The sequence below is a fragment of the Streptomyces daqingensis genome (assembly GCF_014645895.1).
In the GTDB taxonomy this organism is placed as follows: domain Bacteria; phylum Actinomycetota; class Actinomycetes; order Streptomycetales; family Streptomycetaceae; genus Streptomyces; species Streptomyces daqingensis.
On the sequence record NZ_BMMP01000001.1, the window covers coordinates 285,624 to 305,229 of the forward strand.

General features: G+C 71.3%; 15 protein-coding genes and 1 pseudogene. 8 read left to right on the forward strand and 8 right to left on the reverse strand.

The window, feature by feature from the left end:
• The 3 genes and pseudogenes from IEY56_RS01275 to IEY56_RS01285 form a co-directional block, all read right to left on the reverse strand.
• A pseudogene (locus IEY56_RS01275) lies at window positions 1-982 on the reverse strand (hypothetical protein); the annotation flags it as partial.
• A 19-nt stretch (window positions 983-1,001) separates the two neighbouring features.
• Entirely contained in the window at window positions 1,002-1,637 is a 636-nt protein-coding gene (locus IEY56_RS01280; RefSeq protein ID WP_189035146.1) for a DUF4142 domain-containing protein, read from the reverse strand.
• Window positions 1,638-1,825: 188 nt separating this feature from the next.
• On the reverse strand, window positions 1,826-3,772 hold the full coding sequence (locus IEY56_RS01285; RefSeq protein ID WP_189035147.1) for an AMP-dependent synthetase/ligase: 1,947 nt from the start codon (window positions 3,770-3,772) through the stop codon (window positions 1,826-1,828).
• 351 nt (window positions 3,773-4,123) lie between these two features.
• Here IEY56_RS01285 and IEY56_RS01290 point away from each other — a divergent pair, with 351 nt between their 5' ends.
• Window positions 4,124-5,833 (forward strand): GMC family oxidoreductase, encoded by a 1,710-nt coding sequence (locus tag IEY56_RS01290; RefSeq protein ID WP_308424100.1) that lies wholly within the window; start codon window positions 4,124-4,126, stop codon window positions 5,831-5,833.
• A gap of 257 nt (window positions 5,834-6,090) precedes the next feature.
• On the opposite strand, the gene IEY56_RS01295 is transcribed toward IEY56_RS01290, so the two are convergent.
• The gene (locus tag IEY56_RS01295; RefSeq protein ID WP_189035148.1) at window positions 6,091-6,945 is read right to left on the reverse strand and encodes an NAD-dependent epimerase/dehydratase family protein; all 855 of its coding nucleotides are present in this window, start codon (window positions 6,943-6,945) and stop codon (window positions 6,091-6,093) included.
• Between the two features lie 125 nt (window positions 6,946-7,070).
• Here IEY56_RS01295 and IEY56_RS01300 point away from each other — a divergent pair, with 125 nt between their 5' ends.
• Entirely contained in the window at window positions 7,071-7,901 is an 831-nt protein-coding gene (locus tag IEY56_RS01300; RefSeq protein ID WP_189035149.1) for a helix-turn-helix transcriptional regulator, read from the forward strand.
• 40 nt (window positions 7,902-7,941) lie between these two features.
• Here the strand turns inward: IEY56_RS01300 and IEY56_RS01305 are convergent, their stop codons facing one another.
• The 3 genes from IEY56_RS01305 to IEY56_RS01315 all read right to left on the reverse strand — a co-directional run bounded on the left by IEY56_RS01305 (window position 7,942) and on the right by IEY56_RS01315 (window position 10,019).
• On the reverse strand, window positions 7,942-8,139 hold the full coding sequence (locus IEY56_RS01305) for a DUF397 domain-containing protein (protein WP_229711447.1): 198 nt from the start codon (window positions 8,137-8,139) through the stop codon (window positions 7,942-7,944).
• On the reverse strand, window positions 8,136-8,984 hold the full coding sequence (locus tag IEY56_RS01310; RefSeq protein WP_189035151.1) for a helix-turn-helix domain-containing protein: 849 nt from the start codon (window positions 8,982-8,984) through the stop codon (window positions 8,136-8,138). Before IEY56_RS01310 ends, IEY56_RS01305 begins: the two co-directional genes overlap by 4 nt.
• Window positions 8,985-9,107: 123 nt before the next feature.
• Window positions 9,108-10,019, reverse strand: a complete 912-nt coding sequence (locus IEY56_RS01315) for an aminoglycoside phosphotransferase family protein (RefSeq protein ID WP_189035152.1) — start codon at window positions 10,017-10,019, stop codon at window positions 9,108-9,110.
• A 320-nt stretch (window positions 10,020-10,339) separates the two neighbouring features.
• On the opposite strand from IEY56_RS01315, the gene IEY56_RS01320 reads away from it, so the two are divergent.
• The 4 genes from IEY56_RS01320 to IEY56_RS01335 all read left to right on the forward strand — a co-directional run bounded on the left by IEY56_RS01320 (window position 10,340) and on the right by IEY56_RS01335 (window position 16,320).
• Window positions 10,340-11,791: an FAD-linked oxidase C-terminal domain-containing protein gene (locus IEY56_RS01320; RefSeq protein ID WP_189035153.1), complete on the forward strand. Its 1,452-nt coding sequence runs from the start codon at window positions 10,340-10,342 to the stop codon at window positions 11,789-11,791.
• A 6-nt stretch (window positions 11,792-11,797) separates the two neighbouring features.
• Entirely contained in the window at window positions 11,798-13,048 is a 1,251-nt protein-coding gene (locus IEY56_RS01325; RefSeq protein WP_189035154.1) for an FAD-binding oxidoreductase, read from the forward strand.
• A gap of 157 nt (window positions 13,049-13,205) precedes the next feature.
• Window positions 13,206-14,561 carry a (Fe-S)-binding protein gene (locus IEY56_RS01330; RefSeq protein ID WP_189035155.1) on the forward strand — a complete coding sequence of 452 codons (1,356 nt, stop codon included), beginning with the start codon at window positions 13,206-13,208 and terminating at the stop codon, window positions 14,559-14,561.
• 37 nt (window positions 14,562-14,598) lie between these two features.
• A complete protein-coding gene (locus IEY56_RS01335) occupies window positions 14,599-16,320 on the forward strand; it encodes an L-lactate permease (RefSeq protein WP_189035156.1) in 1,722 nt (573 codons plus the stop codon).
• Here the strand turns inward: IEY56_RS01335 and IEY56_RS01340 are convergent.
• Window positions 16,281-16,988: a GntR family transcriptional regulator gene (locus IEY56_RS01340; RefSeq protein ID WP_229711449.1), complete on the reverse strand. Its 708-nt coding sequence runs from the start codon at window positions 16,986-16,988 to the stop codon at window positions 16,281-16,283. The genes IEY56_RS01335 and IEY56_RS01340 overlap by 40 nt on opposite strands.
• Window positions 16,989-17,326: 338 nt before the next feature.
• Here IEY56_RS01340 and IEY56_RS01345 point away from each other — a divergent pair, with 338 nt between their 5' ends.
• Both IEY56_RS01345 and IEY56_RS01350 read left to right on the forward strand, forming a co-directional pair.
• Window positions 17,327-18,763, forward strand: coding sequence for a GuaB1 family IMP dehydrogenase-related protein (locus tag IEY56_RS01345; RefSeq protein WP_189035157.1), 1,437 nt, complete (start codon window positions 17,327-17,329; stop codon window positions 18,761-18,763).
• An 81-nt stretch (window positions 18,764-18,844) separates the two neighbouring features.
• On the forward strand, window positions 18,845-19,543 hold the full coding sequence (locus tag IEY56_RS01350; RefSeq protein ID WP_189035158.1) for a class I SAM-dependent methyltransferase: 699 nt from the start codon (window positions 18,845-18,847) through the stop codon (window positions 19,541-19,543).
• Window positions 19,544-19,606 lie beyond the last annotated feature (63 nt).

Genomic DNA, 19,606 nt, shown 5'->3' on the forward strand with positions numbered 1-19,606 from the left:
GGTCCTGGCCCTGGTCCTGTCCGGCGTCCTGGCCTTGGTCCTGGCCCTGGTCCTGTCCGGCGTCCTGTCCCTGGTCCTGACCTTGGTCCTGGCCCTGGTCCTGACCGGCGTCCTGGCCCTGGTTGCCGTTGTGGACGCTGTTGGTGCTGGCTTCGTTGGCGTCGCCCTGGTTCTGCTCGCTGCCGACGGCGCCCCGCTGGTCCTCCTGCCCGTCCAGCGAACGGATCACGGGCCAGTAGTGCGTCGACTGGTCGTTCTGCTCACAGGTCGTACCTGCCGCAGCGAGGGACTCGTCGGAGGAGGCAGCGCTCGTGTCCTCGTTGCCGACGTAGTCGTGGACGTGGTGCGCGCCGTTCAGGACGCCCGGAGCGGCGATGACGTTGTCCGAGTTGAGGTGCTCGTTGTCGTTGACACCGCACTTCGTCTCGAAGCTGCCGCCCTGGCCGCCCGCTTCTTCCTCGTTGGCGTTGGGCTCGACGGTGGTGATGTCGACGAAGTCGTCGGCGGACGGGCCGCTGGCCTGCTCGCCGCCTTCACCTCCGCCCTGCTCCTGACCGGCCTGCTCCTGCTTCATCTGGCACTGCGACATGCCGGCCATGTCTTCAGGCTGCTCGGCGCCGGCCGCTTTGAGGTCCTCGCCGATGTTGGCGATGGTCTCGGACCGCTGCTTGTTGAGCTGGCCGAGCGCCTCATTGGCGTCGGCCTCCTGGGAGTTCCACTGGCCGTACGCCTGCGCGACCTGCTGGTCCAGGGCGGCGAGCTTCTGGCCGACGGGCTCCTTGGCCTTCGCGGGCACGTCACCGAGCGCGAGACTCACGTCAGGGCAGTCGATCGTGCTTGCTGCCAACTGGGACTCGTCGTCCCCGCCGGCGAAGGCGCTGGCGCCGATCGCCGCCGCACCGCCGCCACCGATCACCAGCGCTGCGACGATCGCTATGGTTTTGTTCTTCGTGCGCGAGCGTTTGTGGCTCAGTTTTCTCACAGTGAATTCACTCCACTCATTACTCGTCGTTCAGCGCCTCGTAGTCCACCAGTCCGGTCTCTTCCAAGACCTCGAGGTGATCGAGGACGGCGGCGTTGGCCCGGGTCGCCAACGACCGCACCATCGAGTTGCGGGTCTGATCGCGTACGAGACCGATGAGGCCGATGTTCTTGCCCGACGCGCGCCGGAGCCGTTCGACGAAGATGCGGTCGAACTGTGCTCCCTTGGCCTGCTCCATCTCCTTCAGCCACTCTTGCTGGGGGCCGGTCGGCTGATTGGACAGGGGAAGCTTCAGCGTCTTGGCGGCCTCAATGGTCCGCTTGTCCAACTCTGTGTATCCGTCGACGAGGTGTTTGCCGGCGATCCGGACAGATTTGCGCCCGCCGCGCTCCTTGGCGGAACGTCCGGCGGGCAGCTCCCACAGTCCTGAACTTCGTACGGTGCGTATGAAGTCCCGGTCGAGTGAGGTAAGCGGCCCATATTCCGTCTTCCAAGTTCCGTCGCCGTCGTCCTGCCAGCCTGAACGGGCAAGCGCAAAGGAGCGGTTGCCGTCGAACCACTGGATAGGAAGCAGCAACGCGGCAAGCGTTGCCACAAGCGCGAGCATGATCAGCACCGTGCCGGCAGCTCGCCCCGACGCTTTGGCGGAACGCATCCGCCCTCCTCTCCACACACATCTTCGAAGTGCGACGGACGTTAATGGCGTGTGTGACGATGTGGTCGAGGCTTCGTCTCGACCTGACAAGAACCGGTTGTACAGCGCTCAACACTGCTACATTGCCCACTCGGATCTGCCGCGTCCGCTTCGCCCGAACAGAGGGCGGCAGCGCAGAGAACGGCAGCTCAGCGTGCGTAGAGTTCTTCGATCTCCGCCGCGTATTTGCGGGTGATGGCGCCCCGCCGCAGTTTCAGTGACGGTGTGACGAGTCCGTCCTCCATGCTGAACTCGCCGGACATGATGCGGAATGCGCGGATGGACTCCGCTTTCGAGACGACCGTGTTCGCCGCCGCCACGGCCCGCTGCACCTCCCGCTCCAGCTCCTCCGTCATGTTGTAGGACCCCGGCCTGCTCGGGCCGTACTGCTCCATCGCCGACCGCCAGTGCTGGAGCACTTCGGGGTCGAGGGTCAGAAGCGCCGCCACGTAGGGGCGGTCGTCGCCCACCACCAGCGCCTGGGAGATGAGCGGATGGGCGCGGAGCCTCGTCTCCAGCACCATGGGTGCGACGCTGCGCCCGCCGCTGGTGATGATGACGTCCTTCTTGCGGCCGGTGATGACGAGGTAACCGTCGTCCAGGTGACCGACGTCGCCCGTGCCGAGCCAGCCGTCGTGCAGCATCTCCTCGTTGTTGGGCCTCAGGGGCGAACCGAGGTGCCCCGTCTCCGCGTGCGCCGCCGGGCCCGGTTCCCCGCCCCACGCCGCCCGTTCGGCCTGTGCGGCTTGCTGCGACTCGGCACGGGACTCCGCGAGGCCGGTGTAACCGGGGAAGACCATCGGGCCCCGCACCCAGACCTCACTGTCCTCCGCGATGTGCACGGCCGCGCCCGGCATGGGGCGGCCCACGGTGCCGAAGCGCGGCCGTCCGGGGGGCTGCGCGGTGACGGCGGCGGTGGTCTCGGTGAGCCCGTAGCCGTCGTAGACGGTGATGCCGGCGCCTGCGAGCGCCAGTCCCAGATCGCGGCTCAGCGTCGATCCGCCGGAGACGACGTTGCTCGTACGGCCCCCGAGGACGCTGCGCAACTGGCGGTAGACCAGGCGCTCGTAGACCGCGTGACGTGCCTTCAGACCGGTGCTGGGCCCCGTCCCCTTCCCCAGAGACTGGGCCTCCACGGCTTCGGCGTAGCGGGTGGCGATGTCCATGGCCCTCTCGAAGAGGTCTCCCCGCCCCGAGCGCACGGCCAGCATCCGCGCACGCGCGTAGACCTTCTCGAAGATGAGAGGGACGGCGAACAGGCAGGTGGGCCGGAACGATTCGAGCGCCGGCACCAGGTCGCGGACGGCCATCTCCGGCTGATGCCCCAGCAGGTAGCCCCCGCGCACGCACAGCACCGTCACCATCAGCCCGTACACGTGACCCACGGGCAGGAAGGCCAGGATGGCGGGCTGCTGGCCGGGCTCGCCCATGAGGCCGCCCCAGCCCGCGATGAGCGTGTCGCACTCGACGGCCAGGTTCGCGTGCGTGATGGCGCAGCCGCGGGGACGTCCCGTCGTACCGGAGGTGTAGATGACGGCGGCCGTCATGTCCGGTCTGACGGCGACGCGGTGCCGGTGCACCTCGCTCTCGTCGACGAGCCGCCCCGACTCGGTGAGCCACTCCACGCACCCCGCGTCCAACTGCCAGATGTGACGCAGGGATTGAAGACCTCCGCACACCGAACCCACCGTCATGGCGTGGTCCTCGTGCTCGACGACGACGGCGCACGACTCGGAGTCCGAAAGCACCCACCGCAGTTGCTCGGGGGAGGAGGTCGGGTAGATCGGCACGGCCTGCGCGCCGATGGACCACAGGGCGTAGCTGAAGACCGTCCACTCGTACCGGGTGCGGGTCATCACGGCGACCTTGTCGCCGAACCCGACGCCCTCCGCCAGAAGCCCCTTCGCCAGGCCCAGCACCTTCTCCGCGAAGGCCGCGGCGGTCATCTCGCGCCACGGGCCGGTGCTGCCGTCGGGGCTGTCACGGCGGGCGAGCTGGGGCAGCCCCGGTTCACGCGCGGCCGTCTCGTACACGGAGTCGGCCAGACCGCCGGAGCGCATGGGTCGCACGAGCGGCGGACAGCTGTAGTCACGCAACAGCGCACCGCCCCTTACCCGGTCTGCGATTCGATCACGACAGTCAGTGACTGAAGGTGAAATTACCTCGCGCCCCTCCCGGCTGACTAGGGGTTTCCGAACTGGTCCTGGGCGGAATCGGGGGAGGGTGTGTGAGAGAAGACTGCCGCCCCACCTGAGGTGATGCTTCCGGATGCCCGCCGGGGCGGGTGCGCGCACCGGGGCGGGCCGCCGCGGCGACGGCGAGTGACCGCCACACGGCCGGGCGCCCGTCGGACATGCGACGCGATCCGGCCGACCGGGAAGGCCGACCGGTTCGGTGCACTCCGTCCGTACAGGGGGTAGGGAGCGGGACACCGGGAGGCGGGCGGCATGTTCGCGATCGGCGGGGTGCGAAGAGTCCCGCGGGCGGTCGCGTCGTCGTTCTCTGCCCGCGAGCGCGTGCGCATCGGCCTTACGAAGACGGGGCGGCACGGCAGGGCCCGGTTCACCGCGATCGAGGGGAAGCCCATGCATGACCTGTACGACTACATCGTCGTCGGCGCCGGTTCGGCCGGCTGCGTCCTGGCCGCCAGGCTCTCGGAAGACCCCGGCGTCCGCGTACTGCTGGTGGAGGCAGGCCCGGCCGACGACGCCATGGAGATCCATGTGCCCGCCGCCTTCGGGAAGTTGTTCCGCACCAAGTACGACTGGGACTACACGACGGAGCCCGAGCCGGGGTTGGGCGGACGTCGGTGTTACCTCCCGCGGGGGCGGATGTTCGGCGGCTCGTCGTCGATGAACGCCATGATCTACATCCGGGGCAACCGGCTGGACTACGACGCCTGGGCCGCTGCCGGCGCCGAGGGATGGAGCTGGCGCGACGTCTTCCCCTACTTCTTACGGGCGGAGGACCACCACGCCGGCCCGTCGGACTGGCACGCGGCGGGCGGGCCGCTCACGGTCAGCGAGGGGCGCTCCCGCAGCCCGCTCATGTCGGCGTACGTGGAGGCGGCGCAGGAGGCGGGACATTCGTTCAACCCCGACTTCAACGGCCCCCGGCAGGACGGCGTCGGCTACTACGACCTCACCCAGCGGAACGGGTTGCGGTGCAGCACCGCCGACGCATACCTGCGCCCCGCCATGGAACGGCCCAACCTCCGCGTGCTGAGCGGTGCCCTGTGCACCAGGCTGCTGTTCTCCGGGGACCGTGTCGTCGGCGTCGAGACCGACCGGGGCGGGCTCCTGGAAGAGACGCATGCCGAGCGGGAGGTCGTCCTCGCAGCGGGCGCCTACAACTCCCCTCAGCTGCTGATGCTTTCCGGTATCGGCGTCGCCTCCGAACTCGCGGCGCTCGGCATCGAGCCCCGCGCGGACCTGCCGGTCGGGGAGAACCTCCAGGACCACGCACACCTCCCCCTCATCCACCTCACCGACACCGAATCGCTGTGGACGGCGGAGACCCCGGAGAACCTGGTGCTGCTGGAGTCGGAGGGCCGCGGGCCCCTCACCTCGAACGTGGGAGAGGTGGGCGGTTTCCTGCACTCGGCTGACGGGCTGGACGCACCGGACCTCCAACTCCACGCGGTCCCGGCGCTGTTCCACGAGGAGGGGCTCGGTGTCCCCTTCGCGCACGGCTTCCACCACGGCGCGGTCCTGCTCGACGCGACCAGCCGCGGCAAGGTCTCCCTCCGGTCGGCGCTTCCCAGCGCCAAACCGCGCATCACGCACAACTACCTCGCTACGGACGAGGATCGCGCGACGGCGGTGCGCGCCCTGCGGCTCCTGCTCGACATCGCCGACCAGCCCAGCCTGCGGGCACACCGGCGCGGTGACTACAGCGTGCCGCGCTCGGACAGCGACGCCGACCTCCTCGACTACGCCCGCCGCGCGTCGCACACGCTCTACCATCCGGCGGGCACCTGCTCCATGGGGCGGGTCGTCGACCACGAGCTGAACGTGCACGGCGTGGCCGGGCTGCGGGTGGCCGACGCCTCGGTCATGCCGCAACTGGTGCGCGGCAACACCAACGCACCCACGATCATGATCGCGGAGAAGGCAGCCGACCTGATCCGCGGCGCCGCCCCTGCGGCTCCCGCCTGATCCGCACCCGGAGTCACGGCCCGCGCGCGGGCGTATACGTGCGTGCCGGCCCCCCCGGCGTGCGCGCGCGGGGCCGGTTCAGGGCAGCCACCCGGCCCTCAGGACATGGGCTGCCACCGGCCGGCCGGTGGCAGCCCACGCCGACACGCGGGACCCCCTGGGCCACGTTTCGCGGCTTTCGCTCGACGGCCGCCGGAGAGGGAGCCGGCCGCACCGCTTCCCGGCTTGGCGGCCGGGTTCCGGCGGCTGACCGCCGGTTACAGCAACCCCGCCTCCCGCGCCGTCCACACCGACGGGACCAGGGGGCGGTACCCGAGTTCGTGACGGATGCGGGTCGTCGACATCACGCCGTGCCAGGGGTCCGGGGTCTCCCTGTCGTAGACCTCTTGCGGCACGGGCAGGCCGTGGATCCGGAAGAGGTCGACGGTGGTGAGCGGGGCGTCGTCGGCGATGTTGTAGACGCCGTGCGCCCCAGGCGCGTACAGCAGCCGCTTCAGGCCCTGCGCCACGTCCAGGTGGTGGCCCATGTGCAGGCGTTGCATGGCGGACCACTTCGGTGCCCACTCCATGACGTCGGCCAGATGCGGGTCCCCGTCCCCGTACACGAAGGGCAGCCGTCCGATGCGGAGGTCGTCGAGGCCGTCCAGCTCCCCGAGCGCGCGCTCCGCCTCCCACTTGGACTCGGGGTACGCGCCCCAGAGGTGGGTGCCCGGCACGGTCTCGTCGTCCTCGACCAGCGCCCTTCCCCGCCCCGCGCCGTATACGAGGCCGGTGCTCACCTGTACGAACCGCCGCACCCCGGAGGCCACCGCGGCCCTGCCGAGCTCGATCGCCGCGTCCCGGTTGACCGTCCAGGCCTCCTCGTCCGGCACCCCCCGGAAGGCGGCGGCGACGTTCACCACCGCGTCCACGCCGGCCGTCGCCTTGCCGAGCGCATCAGCGTCGCGCACATCGCCGACGATCACCTGGGCGCCGAGCTCCCCGAACCGGTCACCGCGCGCCGCGTCCCGCACCAGGACCCGCACCTCGTCCCGGGGCGGTGCGCTCTGCAGCAGCCTCGGTACGAACCTCCGCCCGACCTGGCCCGTCGCTCCTGTCACCAATGTCAGCATGGCCGCCTCCTTGTGTCGTAGCCAGGTCCGAGCGTGCGTGAGCGGCGGCAGCGGCGGGAGAGACGCGGTTATCCAGGGACCGGCACTCCCTGGATACGAGCCCGGGTCCGGAGGATCCTTGAGACATGGACCGAACCGGACTCGCCGACTACCTGCGCCGCGCCCGCACCCGTCTGGCTCCTGGCGACGTGGGCCTGAGCGTGGGGCCGCGGCGCCGTACCCCGGGCCTGCGCCGCGAGGAGGTGGCGCAGCTCGCCGGGATGTCCACGGACTACTACACGCGCCTGGAACAGCGCCGCGGCTCCCACCCGTCGCGGCAGATGCTCACCGCCCTCGCCCGTGCCCTGCGGCTCACAGACGTGGAACGCGCCCACCTGTTCCACCTGGCGGGCGAGGAGCCGCCCCGGCGCGGTGTCTCCTCGGACCACGTCCGTCCGGGACTGCTGATGATCCTGGACCGGCTGCACGACCTCCCGGCATCGGTGATGAGCGACTGGGGCGGGATGCTCGCGCAGAACACGATGTCCGTGGCCCTGGTCGGAGACCACACCGGGACGAACCTCATCCGCCGCTGGTTCACGGTGCCGGGCGCAAGGGACCTGGCACCGCCTGAGAAGCACGAGCAGCATGCCCGTGCGCACGTGGCGGCTCTGCGAGCGGTCGCCGCGGCCCGCCCCGACGACCCGGGCCCGGCCGCCCTCGTGTCCGAACTCCGTGCAGGATCGCAGGAGTTCGAAACGCTGTGGGCGGAACACGACGTCGTGGTCCGCCGTCCGTCGCCGAAACGGTTCCTGCACCCGGTGGTCGGCGTCCTCGACCTCGACTGCGAGGTGCTGCTCGGCGACGGCCACAGCCAGCAGCTCGTCGTGCACTCGGCGCGGCCCGGGACACGGACGCACGAGCGGCTCGAACTGCTGCGGGTCGTCGGTCTGCAGGACCTGACCCCCAGCCTGTAGGACAGTCAGGGGCCGTACGGCCTTCCGTCGCGGCTCCCCATCAGAGGCGGGGGAGCGCGGGGGACTTGAGGGATTCGACGAAGGCCGTCCACGCCGCCGGGGGGAAACGCAGGGCGGAACGGGCGGGGTCTTTGCTGTCGCGGACGGGGACGGTGCCGGGGATTCCCTCGGCGACTTCGACGCAGTCGCCGCCGCCTCCGTCGCTGTATGTGCTCTTGCGCCATCGGGAACAGTTCACGTGGCTGCCTGCGTCGCACATGTTCCGAAATCCTCCATCGCCTCGTGGAGCAAGGATGTCGATGCTTCGGGCGGCAGTGCTCTGGCGTGCACGAGATCGTATCGGTACGAGTGCCTGGCGACCATCGCCCGCTCCTCCACCAACTGGCCCGAGTGGCCGGCCTCCAGGTAGGCCACGTCGGGCGAGTTGTCGAACGACAGCAAGGTGAGCGACCCGCCCATCGCGGCGTGGCCTCCGGCGTCGAAGGGAAGCACCTGGACCTCGACTCCCGGCGTCCTGGATGCGTCGATGAGGCAGTCCAGTTGCTCGCGCATCACCCCGACGCCTCCGACAGGTCTGCGGATGACGGCCTCGTCCAGGACGACCCAGAGCAGCGGCGGTTGCGCTCGGCGGAGAAGACCCTGGCGGCTGACGCGCGCGGCGACCTTCTCGTCGATCTCTCTTCCCGTGCACCAGGGCTGGCCCAGCCGGAGCACTTCACGGGCGTACGCCTCTGTCTGGAGCAGCCCAGGCACGCTGTGCGCCATGTACTTGTGCATCGCAGTGGCTCGGGCCTCGTACTCCATGAACATCCGCGCCCAGTCGGGGAACGGCGTCCGGCGGGCGTGGCCCCAGAGGTCGATCAAGTCGCCGTCGGCGCCGAGGAGTTCGTCGAGTCTGCGGCCGACGTCCTCCGGTGGCGTCTCGTTGCCCAGTTCGAACTGTGCGATGCGGCTGTGGGCGACGGGGATCTTCTCGCCCAGCTCGCGCTGGGTCCAGCCGGCCCGGCCGCGCAGCTTGCGCAACTTCGCGCCGTACAGGGCTGCCAGGGAGGCGGACGGGTCGAGGTCCTTCGGTGCGGGCACAGTTGCTCCCCGTCTGCTTTCCGGCAGTGTTCGTCACTCACGGTGATCGTAGTCTCACGCCGGGCGTCCCGTCAGGCGAACGCGAACGGCACCCGGCCGGCCGCGGATGCGGGGGAGCCGTGGTCAGCGGGCCTGGCGCGACGCGAGGAGGCGCGCCAGCGCCCGCCGGCCCGCGGGTTCCCATGTGGGCTGGCCGCCGGGCAGCCCTTCGCGTCCCGCCCTGCCGATGTCGACGAGGGACAGCGCGTGCAGCACGGCCCAGCCCTTCGCGCGGCGGACGGACGACTCGTCGGCGCTGCCGTAGGAGCCGAGGAAGCGCGAGGCCGAACCGTCCGGCAGGACGAGCCACGCCGTCGCGAGGTCGGAGGCGGGGTCCCCGGCGCAGAGTTCCCCGAAGTCGATGACCCCGGAGAGCGTTCCTCCGGAGACGACGACGTTCGCGGGGTGCAGATCGGCGTGCAGCCACATCGGCGGACCGTCCCATTCGGCTGCCGCGACGGCTTCCTCCCACACGTCGCGCAACTCCCCGGCGCGGCCCTCGGGAACGGCGTCCGGCGCCACCTTGGCGAACCGCTCCTCGAACTGCCGGCCGAGCTTCCGGAGGGAGATGCCCCGGCTCGGGTTGGACGGCGCCTCGGCGGGGGCGGGCCGGTGAAGGGCCCTGAGGAATGCCGCCATCGCGAGGGCCGAGTCGGCCCCGCGGCTTATGGCAGCACGATCGCCCGGCTCGCCGGGGACCCACCTCGTGACGGCCCAGGAGCGCGGGAAGACCTCCGACGGCTCGCCCGCCCGTACAGGGGCGGGGACCGGAAGCGGCAGCCGCTGCGCCAGTCCGGGCAGCCACCGCTGCTCGTGGCGGAGGCGCGAGGGTCCCGTGGTCGTGCGGGGCAGGCGGAGGGCCAGCTCGTCCCCGAGCCGCCACATCCGGTTCGCCCAGCCGCCTGCCACCAGCCGGAGCGAGAGCTGTGCGAGGTCCGGGTGCTGGGCGCGCAGCAGCGAACGCACCGACTCCTCGTCGGTGTCGGCTCCGTCCATGCGGCATGTCTCCGATCGTCTTCTCTGCCTCTGCCTCTGCCTCTGCCTCTGCCTCTGCCTCTGTCTCGGTCTCAGTCTCCGTGTCTCCGTGCAGGGCGTCTCCCGTCCGCGGTCGCCGGGCACGGGGTCCCATGGGCGTTACCCGTGGTCATCCCTGCACGAATCCTCGACGATCCCGTTGCGAAACATGGATGCAACGAAGGGTTGACCCATAGATGCAAGGCCCCTAGGTTCCGTGGCGCGGTCTTTGAATACCGGACTTCGGAATTCGCTGAACTGCCGTTCTGCCGGGAGGACTACGGGTCAGGAGGCACGGCGTCATGATCGACACCGCCCTGCGCAAAAGGTTCGAGGCCGCGCTCGGACGGGACGCCGTACTGACCGATCCGCTCCAGCTGCGGACCTACGAGTGTGACGGCCTTACCGGCTTCCGTGAAGTCCCCGCCCTGGTGCTCCTGCCCCGCACCACCGAACAGGTCGCGGCGGCGGTCGCCCTCTGCGCGGAGGCGGAACTGCCCTTCGTCGCGCGGGGAGCGGGAACGGGCCTCTCCGGGGGAGCGGTGCCCGTCGCCCAAGGGGTGGTCATCTCCCTCGCACGCATGCGGCAGGTTCTCGAATTCGACCCCGACGACCGCACGATGGTCCTCCAGCCCGGCGTCACCAACGCGGAGATCTCCAAGGTGGCCGCCCCGCACGGCCTCTACTACGCACCCGACCCGTCCAGCCAGGTGGTGTGCACGATCGGCGGCAACGTCGCGGAGAACTCCGGCGGTGCCCACTGCGTGAAGTACGGCTTCACCGTCCACCACGTCACCGCGCTGACGGTCGTGCTGCCGGACGGCTCGGTGGTGCGGCTAGGCGGGGACGCGCCGGAGACCGCCGGCCCCGATCTGCGTGGGCTGTTCATCGGCTCCGAGGGCACGCTTGGCATCGCGACGGAGATCAGGGTGCGGCTTCTGCGCACGCCGCAGAGCGTGCGGACGCTCGTCGCGGACTTCCCGACCGTGGAGGCGGCGGGCGAGGCCGTCAGCGGGATCATGGCATCCGGCATCGTGCCCGCGGCCGTGGAGATGCTCGACGCGCTCGCCATCGAGGCGAGCGAGGCCGCCGTGCAGGCCGGGTACAGCCTCGACGCGACCGCCGCTCTGGTCGTCGAGCTCGACGGCATGGAGGACGAGTGCGAGGAGCAGTTCGAGAGAGTCGTCGCCCTGTGCCGGGAGAAGGGCACCACGCACATCCGCATCGCCACGGACGCCGAGGAGCGGGCGCGCATCTGGAAGGGCCGCAAGGCCGCCTTCGCCGCCGTCGGGCGCATCAGTCCCGACTACTTCGTCCAGGACGGCGTCGTCCCGCGTACGCGGCTCGCCGAAGCGCTGAGCCGCATCGCCGCGATGTCGCGCGCCGAGGGGCTGCGCGTGGCCAACGTCTTCCACGCGGGGGACGGCAACCTGCACCCGCTGGTCCTCTTCGACGAGCAGGCGGGCGAGGCCGAACGCGCCGAGCGGCTGTCGAGCGAGATCGCCGAGATGTGCGTCGAGTTGGGCGGGTCGCTCAGCGGCGAGCACGGGATCGGCCTCGACAAGGCGTGCTCCATGCCGAAGATGTTCGGCGAGGAGGACCTCGCGGTGATGGGGCGGCTGCGCAGCTCCTTCGATCCCGGCGGGCTGGCCAACCCGGGGAAGGTACTGCCCACTCCGCGGTTGTGCGGTGAGAGCCCGGGACGCTACCGGCCGCATCCGCTGGAGACGGCCGGCGTGATCGAAAGGTGGTGAGGTGACATGACGGACGAACCACCCGCAGCGGTACGCGAGCCGGACGGCCCCCGGCCCGCCGGCGAGTCCGGCGCGGCGCCGGCCGCAGGTGCTCCGCGCGTACGTCCCACGAGCCTCGCCGAAGCGGCCGAGGCGCTGGGGACGGCGGCGCGTGAGAAGCAGGCACTGCTGTTCACCGGCGCCGGGACGGCCCTGGAGTGGGGCGCGCCGGTCGGCAGGACCGACGTCGTGGTGGAGACCGGCTCGCTGGACGGGCTCGTCAGCCACGCGCCGGAGGACTGGACGGTCGGTGTGGAGGCGGGGATGCCCCTTTCCCGCCTGCAGGAACTGCTGGCACCCGCCGGCCAGTGGCTGCCGCTCGACGCCCCGACCGAGCGCGGGGGTGCGACGCTCGGCGGCCTCCTCGCCGGAGGAGACACGGGGCCCAGGCGCCTGAAGTACGGCGGGCTCAGCGACCTCGTGATCGGCGCGACGCTCGTACTCGCCGACGGTTCCGTCGTCCGTACGGGCGGCGACGTCATCAAGAACGTCGCCGGTTACGACCTGGCGAAGCTCATGGCGGGATCCCTCGGGGCGTTCGGCCTGGTGGCCCGGCTGAACCTGCGCGTGCACCCGCTGCCCGAGTCGACGGCCACGGTCGCGCTGGAGACCGGCGACCCCGGCCATGCCCTCCGGGCGGCACGTGCCGTGATGCGCTCGCCGCTCGAACCGGTCGCCGTCGAGTGGGAGGGGGAGCGGCTGCTGATCCGCTTCCACGGCACCCGGGAGAGCACGTCCGCCCGGGGCAGGCTGGCGATGGACCTGCCCGAGCTGGACGGCGCCCGCGTGCTCGGCGAGGACGACGAGCACGCCGCATGGGAAGCACTCGCCCGTCTCATCGCCGGCGAGGACGGCCGGACGGTGCTGCGGGCCGGAACGCGCGCGTCCCGGCTGCCCGCCCTGCACGCCGAGTTGACGGCCCTGACGCGGGACACGGACATGACGGCGAGGCTCGTGAGCGGCATCGCGCAGGGCGTGCACACCGTCGTGCTGAGCGGGGGAGAGGCGGCGGAGCACGCCGCCTGCGTCACCGCCTGGCGAGAGGCCGTGCACGCCGCCGGCGGCTCCGTGACGCTGCGTCGCCGCCGCGAAGGCGTCGACGCGCTGGCCGCCTCCTGGGGCCCCGCCCCGTCGACGGCGCCCGTGATGCGGGCGCTCAAGCGGCAGTTCGATCCCGGCGGGCTGTGCGCACCGGGCCGTTTCCATCCCTGGTTCTGACCCCTCTTCTCCGACTCCCGTATCTCCCAGGGCTCCCGCCCTCCCCGACCCGCGCATCTCCTCGACACCCGTACACGCACGAGCATCCGTACACGCACAGGCATCCGTACACGCCCCAGGCATCCGTACCACCCGGCCCACCCCCAGGGAGCGCCGCATGATCTCGCCGCACGGAACGCCCGATCCGCAGCCCGGGCAGGGCCCGGCACAGGGCCAGGGCTTCGACGCCCACGACCCGCCCTCGCCGGACCTCATCTCGGACTGCGTGCACTGCGGCTTCTGCCTGCCCGCATGCCCCACGTACGCCCTCACCGGCGAGGAGATGAACTCGCCGCGCGGCCGGATCTACCAGATGAAGCTCATCGGCGAGGGCGAGGCGCCCCTCGACGCCGCCGCGGTGGGCCACTTCGACAACTGCCTCGGGTGCATGGCCTGCGTGACGGCGTGCCCGTCCGGCGTCCAGTACGACCGGCTCATCCAGAGCGTCCGGCCGCAGATCGAACGCAACTGGGCGCGCACAAGGGCCGACCGCGCCTTCCGCGGGCTGATCTTCCGCCTCTTCCCCTATCCGCGGCGGCTCCGCCCGGCTGCGGCACTGGGGGCCCTCTACCAGCGGCTCGGCGTCCGGCGTTTGCTGCAGAGGACCGGTGTGACGCGCCGGCTGCCCGCCCGGCTGCGAGCCCTGGAGGCCCTCATGCCGGACGTGCCGCTGCGCTCCGCCCTCCGCCGCACCCCCGCGCACAGCCCCGCGAGAGGACAGGCCTCCGCGCCCGCCGCCCGCCGCACGGTGGGCATGGTGACCGGCTGCGTGCAGCAGGTCTTCTTCGCACACGTCAACGAGGCGACGGTGCGGGTGCTCACGGCCGAGGGCTGTGACGTCGTGGCACCCCGCGAGCAGGGCTGCTGCGGTGCGCTCAGCGAGCACGCCGGACGGGAGGAGGAGGCCGTCGTACGGGCCAAGCGGCTCATCGAGACCTTCGAGGACCTGGAGGTCGACGCCGTCGTCGTCAACGTGGCGGGCTGCGGTTCGGCCCTCAAGGAGTACGGACGACTGCTCGCCGGCGATCCCGAATTCGCCGAGCGGGCCGAGCGGTTCGCCGCGAAGGTGCGCGACGTCTCCGAACTCCTCGCCGAGCTGCCGCCCCTCGCTCCGCGCCATCCCGTACCCGCCCGGCTCGCCCACCACGAGGCCTGCCACCTCGCACACGCCCAGGGCGTCCGCCGGGCACCCCGCGAAGTCCTCAGCGCCGTACCCGAGTTGGAGGTCGTCGACATCCCGGAGTCGGACATGTGCTGCGGCTCGGCGGGCGTCTACAACCTCGTGCAACCCGAATCCGCCGAAGAGCTCGGCCGCCGCAAGGCCGCCCACGTCCGCTCGACGGCGCCCGAAGCCGTGGTGACCGCCAACCCCGGCTGCCTGCTGCAGATCTCGCGGCACCTCGACTCAGAACTGCCCGTGCTCCACCCCGTCCAGGTCGTCGACGCCTCCATACGCGGCGTCAAGCCCTGGTGAGTCGTCCCCCGAGTCCCAACTCGCCACCGGAGGCACCGTGTTCCAACCCGTACTCGACCCGCTCGGCGGCTCACTGGGGTGGTCGTCCCTCGTCGCGGCGCTGCCGCTTGCCGTCTTCTTCGTCATGCTCGGCGTCCTGCGCATCCAGGCGTGGCTCTCCGCGCTCGCCGCGCTGGCCACCTCGATAGCCGTAGCCGTCGCCGTCTACGGGATGCCCGTCGGGCAGAGTCTCAACTCAGCGGTGCTCGGAGCCCTGTTCGGCCTGTTCCCGATCATGTGGATCGTGGTCAACGCCCTGTGGGTGTACCAGATGACCGTCGACACCGGGCACTTCGAAGTGCTCCGGCGCTCCTTCGGCAAGCTGTCGGACGACCAGCGGCTGCAGGCCGTGATCGTCGCCTTCTGCTTCGGGGCGCTGCTGGAGGCGCTTGCCGGGTTCGGCGCTCCCGTGGCGATCAGTTCGGTGATGCTCATCGCGCTGGGCTTCAAACCGTTCAAGGCCGCGACGGTGGCGCTCGTGGCGAACACCGCGCCCGTGGCCTTCGGCGCCATGGGCACTCCCGTCATCACCCTCTCCGAACTGACGGGCCTGCCCCTCGCCGACGTCTCCTCCACGGTCGGACGGCAGACCCCGCTGCTCGCGGCGATCGTCCCCGTGCTGCTGGTCTACCTGGTCGACGGGCGGCGCGGCGTCCGGCAGACGTGGATCCCCGCCTTCGCGTGCGGACTCGCGTTCGCGGCGGCCCAGTTCGTCACGTCCAACTACCTCTCCGTCGAACTCACCGACGTGGTCGCCGCGCTGTTCTCCGTGGGCGTGCTGGTGCTCGTCATGCGCATGGGCCGCACGTACACGCCCGGAGGGCCCGCACCGGCGGCAGCGGACGACGGCGGCGGGGCCACGGCCCCCGGGGCCGGAGGCGAAGGCGGTACCGGTGCCCCGGCGGCGGCAGACGGCGCCCGTACCGAAAAGGGCAGCGGCACCACCACGGGAACCGACACGGAAGTGCAGGACAGCACCGGCGCCGCGGTGAAGGCCTACCTCCCGTACGCCGTGATCATCATCGTCTTCGCGGTGACCCAGATCCCCTCGGTGAAGACGCTCCTGGAGAAGGGCGCCGTGCTCTTCGACTGGCCGGGGCTGGACGTCGCCGACCCTGTCAGCGGCGAACCGGCGGCCTCCACGGTCTTCAACTTCAACTGGCTGCCCGCGACCGGCACGATGCTGCTCCTCAGCGGAGTGCTCACGGCTCTCCTGCTGGCGATCGCACCGGGCGTCGCCGTACGGGCCTACGGCCAGACGCTTCACCAGTTGCGCTGGGCCATCCTGACCGTCGCCACCGTGCTGGCGCTGGCCTACGTGATGAACCTGTCCGGGCAGACCTCCACGATCGGCCACTTCATCGCCGGCGCGGGCGCCGCTCTGGCCTTCCTCTCGCCGGTCCTGGGATGGCTTGGCGTCGCGGTCACCGGCTCCGACACCTCGGCCAACGCGCTCTTCGGCATCCTCCAGGTGACGGCCGCCAAGAACTCCGGCTACCAGCCCGAACTGCTGGCCGCCGCCAACAGTTCGGGCGGTGTCCTCGGCAAGATGCTCTCCCCGCAGAACCTCGCCATCGCCGCCGCCGCGACGGGACTGGGCGGACGTGAGCCGGAGCTGCTCCGCAAGGTCGTCGGCTGGAGCCTGGCACTGCTGCTGGTGATGTGCGTGCTGGTCTACCTTCAGTCCACGCCCGTGCTGGGGTGGATGCTGCTGTCCTGAACGGCGCGGTCCCGGCCGTCCTGCCGGCCCAGAGCCGCTGCGCGGGTGCCTCGCAGGTGCCCGCGCAGCGCCGTCCGGTAGCCGGCGACGTCGCCGCGCTCCAGCAGGTCGACGAGTTCGACGTGCTGATGGTTCGTGGCCCGCAGCCTGTCGTCGTCGTGGAAGACCGCGTAGAGACCCATGCGCTGCTGGCGGTCCCGCAGGCCCGCGTACAGGTCGAGCAGGATCGGGTTGTCGGAGGCGGCGACGATCATCTGGTGGAAGAGCTGGTCGGCCGCCACGAACGCCTTGCCTTCGCCGGCCCCACGCAGCTTCCGCTGCTCCCGCAGCTGGTCCCGCAGCTCGCCCACCAGCTCCCCGAGCGCTTCCGCGCCCATGGCCGCCACCTTCTCCGCCGCGAAGGACTCGATGAGCTCCCGCGTCTCCAGGACCGACTCGACCTCCTTCGCGGAGACGGGCACCACGACCGCGCCGCGCTTGGGATAGAGGCGCAGCAGCCCCTCGGCCTCCAGACGCAGGAACGCCTCGCGCACCGGTGTGCGGCTGACGCCCAGGGCGTCGGCGACGGTCCCCTCGCTGATGAGCTCGCCTCCGGCGAGGATGCCCTCGAGTATCCGTTCCTTCGCGTAGTCGTACGCGCGCTGGGACGTGGGGAGAGCCCTTCCCACCTGCGGCCTCCCGAGCATGGATGGATTCATGTGTCCAAGCGGGACATTAGATGCGGCTCCGGCGGCCTGGCAACAGGATCGGGGCGGGTGGTCGCCCGCCCCGAGGCCGCTCGTCCCGGCCCGCGTGCGACGGCGTCTCCCGGGCCCGTGCGGGCCCGCGTCCGGCCGCGTAGGGGCCTTCCGGTCACGCCGGTTGTCCGGGTCTCCGTCCCTCCGGCGCCCCCGCCTGGCCGGTTCCGCCCGCGATCGGCGATGATGGACAAAGGATCCGCAGCCGGACGCCGGCCGCTCGGACTCCCCACCCGCCCGGATGTGCCAACGCAGGTGAGAGAGTCGGTATGCGATTTCTGAACGATCAGCGGCCCCCGTACGACCTGACGTACGACGACGTCTTCATGGTGCCCGGCCGCTCCGCCGTCGGCTCGCGGCAGGACGTGGACCTTGCCTCCCCCGACGGCAGCGGCACGACGATCCCGCTGGTCGTCGCGAACATGACGGCCATCGCGGGGCGGCGCATGGCGGAGACCGTCGCCCGCCGCGGAGGACTCGTCGTCATCCCGCAGGACATCCCCATCGACGTCGTCGCCGAGGTCACGGCGTGGGTCAAGCGCCGTCACCTGGTGCTGGACACCCCCATCACGCTCGCGCCCACGCAGACGGCCGCCGACGCGCTGTCCCTGCTGCCCAAGCGCGCACACGGCGCGGGCGTCGTGATCTCGGAGGGACGGCCGGTGGGTGTCGTCACGGAGGGCGACCTGACGGGCGTGGACCGGTTCACGCAGCTGTCGGAGGTCATGTCCCGCGACCTGCTCGTCCTCAAGGCCGACGTCGATCCGAGCGAGGCCTTCGCCCAACTGGACGCCGCCCACCGCAAGCTGGCCCCCGCCGTCGACGCCGACGGCCGCCTCGCGGGCATCCTCACCAGGAAGGGCGCCCTGCGGGCCACGCTCTACACTCCGGCCACCGACGCGGCCGGGCGGCTGCGCGTCGCCGCAGCCGTCGGTATCAACGGCGACGTGGCGGGCAAGGCCCGCGCGCTGCTGGACGCGGGCGTCGACACCCTCGTCGTGGACACGGCGCACGGCCACCAGGAGAGCATGATCGAAGCGCTCCGGGCCGTACGGGCGCTCAAGCCCCAAGTCCCGGTCGTGGCAGGCAACATCGTCGCCGCCGACGGTGTGCGCGACCTCGTCGAGGCCGGTGCCGACATCGTCAAGGTGGGAGTCGGCCCCGGCGCGATGTGCACCACGCGGATGATGACGGGCGTGGGCCGCCCCCAGTTCTCCGCCGTGCTGGAGTGCGCCGCCGAGGCGCGCCGGTTCGGCAAGCACGTCTGGGCGGACGGCGGCATCCGCCATCCGCGGGACGTGGCGATGGCGCTGGCCGCCGGAGCGTCGAACGTGATGATCGGCTCCTGGTTCGCCGGGACGTACGAGTCGCCGGGCGATCTGCAGCAGACCGCGGACGGCCGTGCGTACAAGGAGTCGTACGGGATGGCCTCCGCCCGCGCCGTCCGCAACCGCACCAGCGAGGAGTCCGCGTACGACCGGGCCCGCAAGACGCTGTTCGAGGAGGGCATCTCCACGTCGCGGATGTTCATCGACCCCGCACGCCCGGGAGTCGAGGACGTGATCGACGCCATCGTCGCGGGTCTGCGCTCCTCCTGCACCTATGCGGGAGCCGCGTCGCTCGAGGAGTTCTCGGAGAAGGCGGTCGTGGGCGTGCAGAGCGCCGCGGGCTACGCGGAAGGCAAGCCGCTGCACGCCAGTTGGTGAACACCGGCCCCCGGCCCGGTCGGCTTTCGTCCTGACGCGAATCACTACCGGACGGGGCGTACGGATGCTGCGATGCGCAGTATGACGACCTACTCCCGTGACGGGCACAGCGGCAGCGGCAGCGGCGCATTCACCCCCGACGGCTGCTCGGTGGAGATGTACGCCAGGCTCCCCGAGAACGGCGAGACGGCGGTGATCGCCGCGGCCGCGCCGCCCGGCGCCACCCTCCTCGAACTCGGCGCCGGAGCGGGCCGGATGACACGGCCGCTGCTGGAGCGCGGCTTCGCGGTCACCGCCGTCGACGAGTCCGAGGCGATGCTCGCGAAGATCGACGGAGCGCCGACGGTGCACGCCGCGATCGAGGGCCTCGACCTCGGGCGGCGCTTCGACGTGGTGACGCTCGCCTCCTTCCTCGTCAACACCGCCGACGAGGCCCACCGGGGGCGGCTGCTGCGGACCTGCGCCCGCCACGTCGCGCCCGGCGGATGCGTCCTCGTCCAGCGTGAACCCGACGGGCTGCACCAGGCGCTGAGCCCGGGGAGCACGTGGAGCAGGGGAGCGATGACCGTCACCGTCGTCTCGCTGGAGCCGCTGGAGGAGAACGTCTCCAGGACGTGCCTGCGCTACGACTTCGAGGACGCCCACTGGACCCAGACCTTCGTCTCGCACGCCCTGAGCACCTCGCGTTTCGAGACGGCCCTCGCCGAGGCCGGCCTCAGGCTGGACGCCTACCTCACCGAGGACCGCTCCTGGGCCAGGTGCCTTCCGCACCGCCCATGAAGCCGAAGCCGTCGCCCACGGCCCGCGCGGGCCGGTCCGACCGATCGCGGAGCCCGTCCCGAC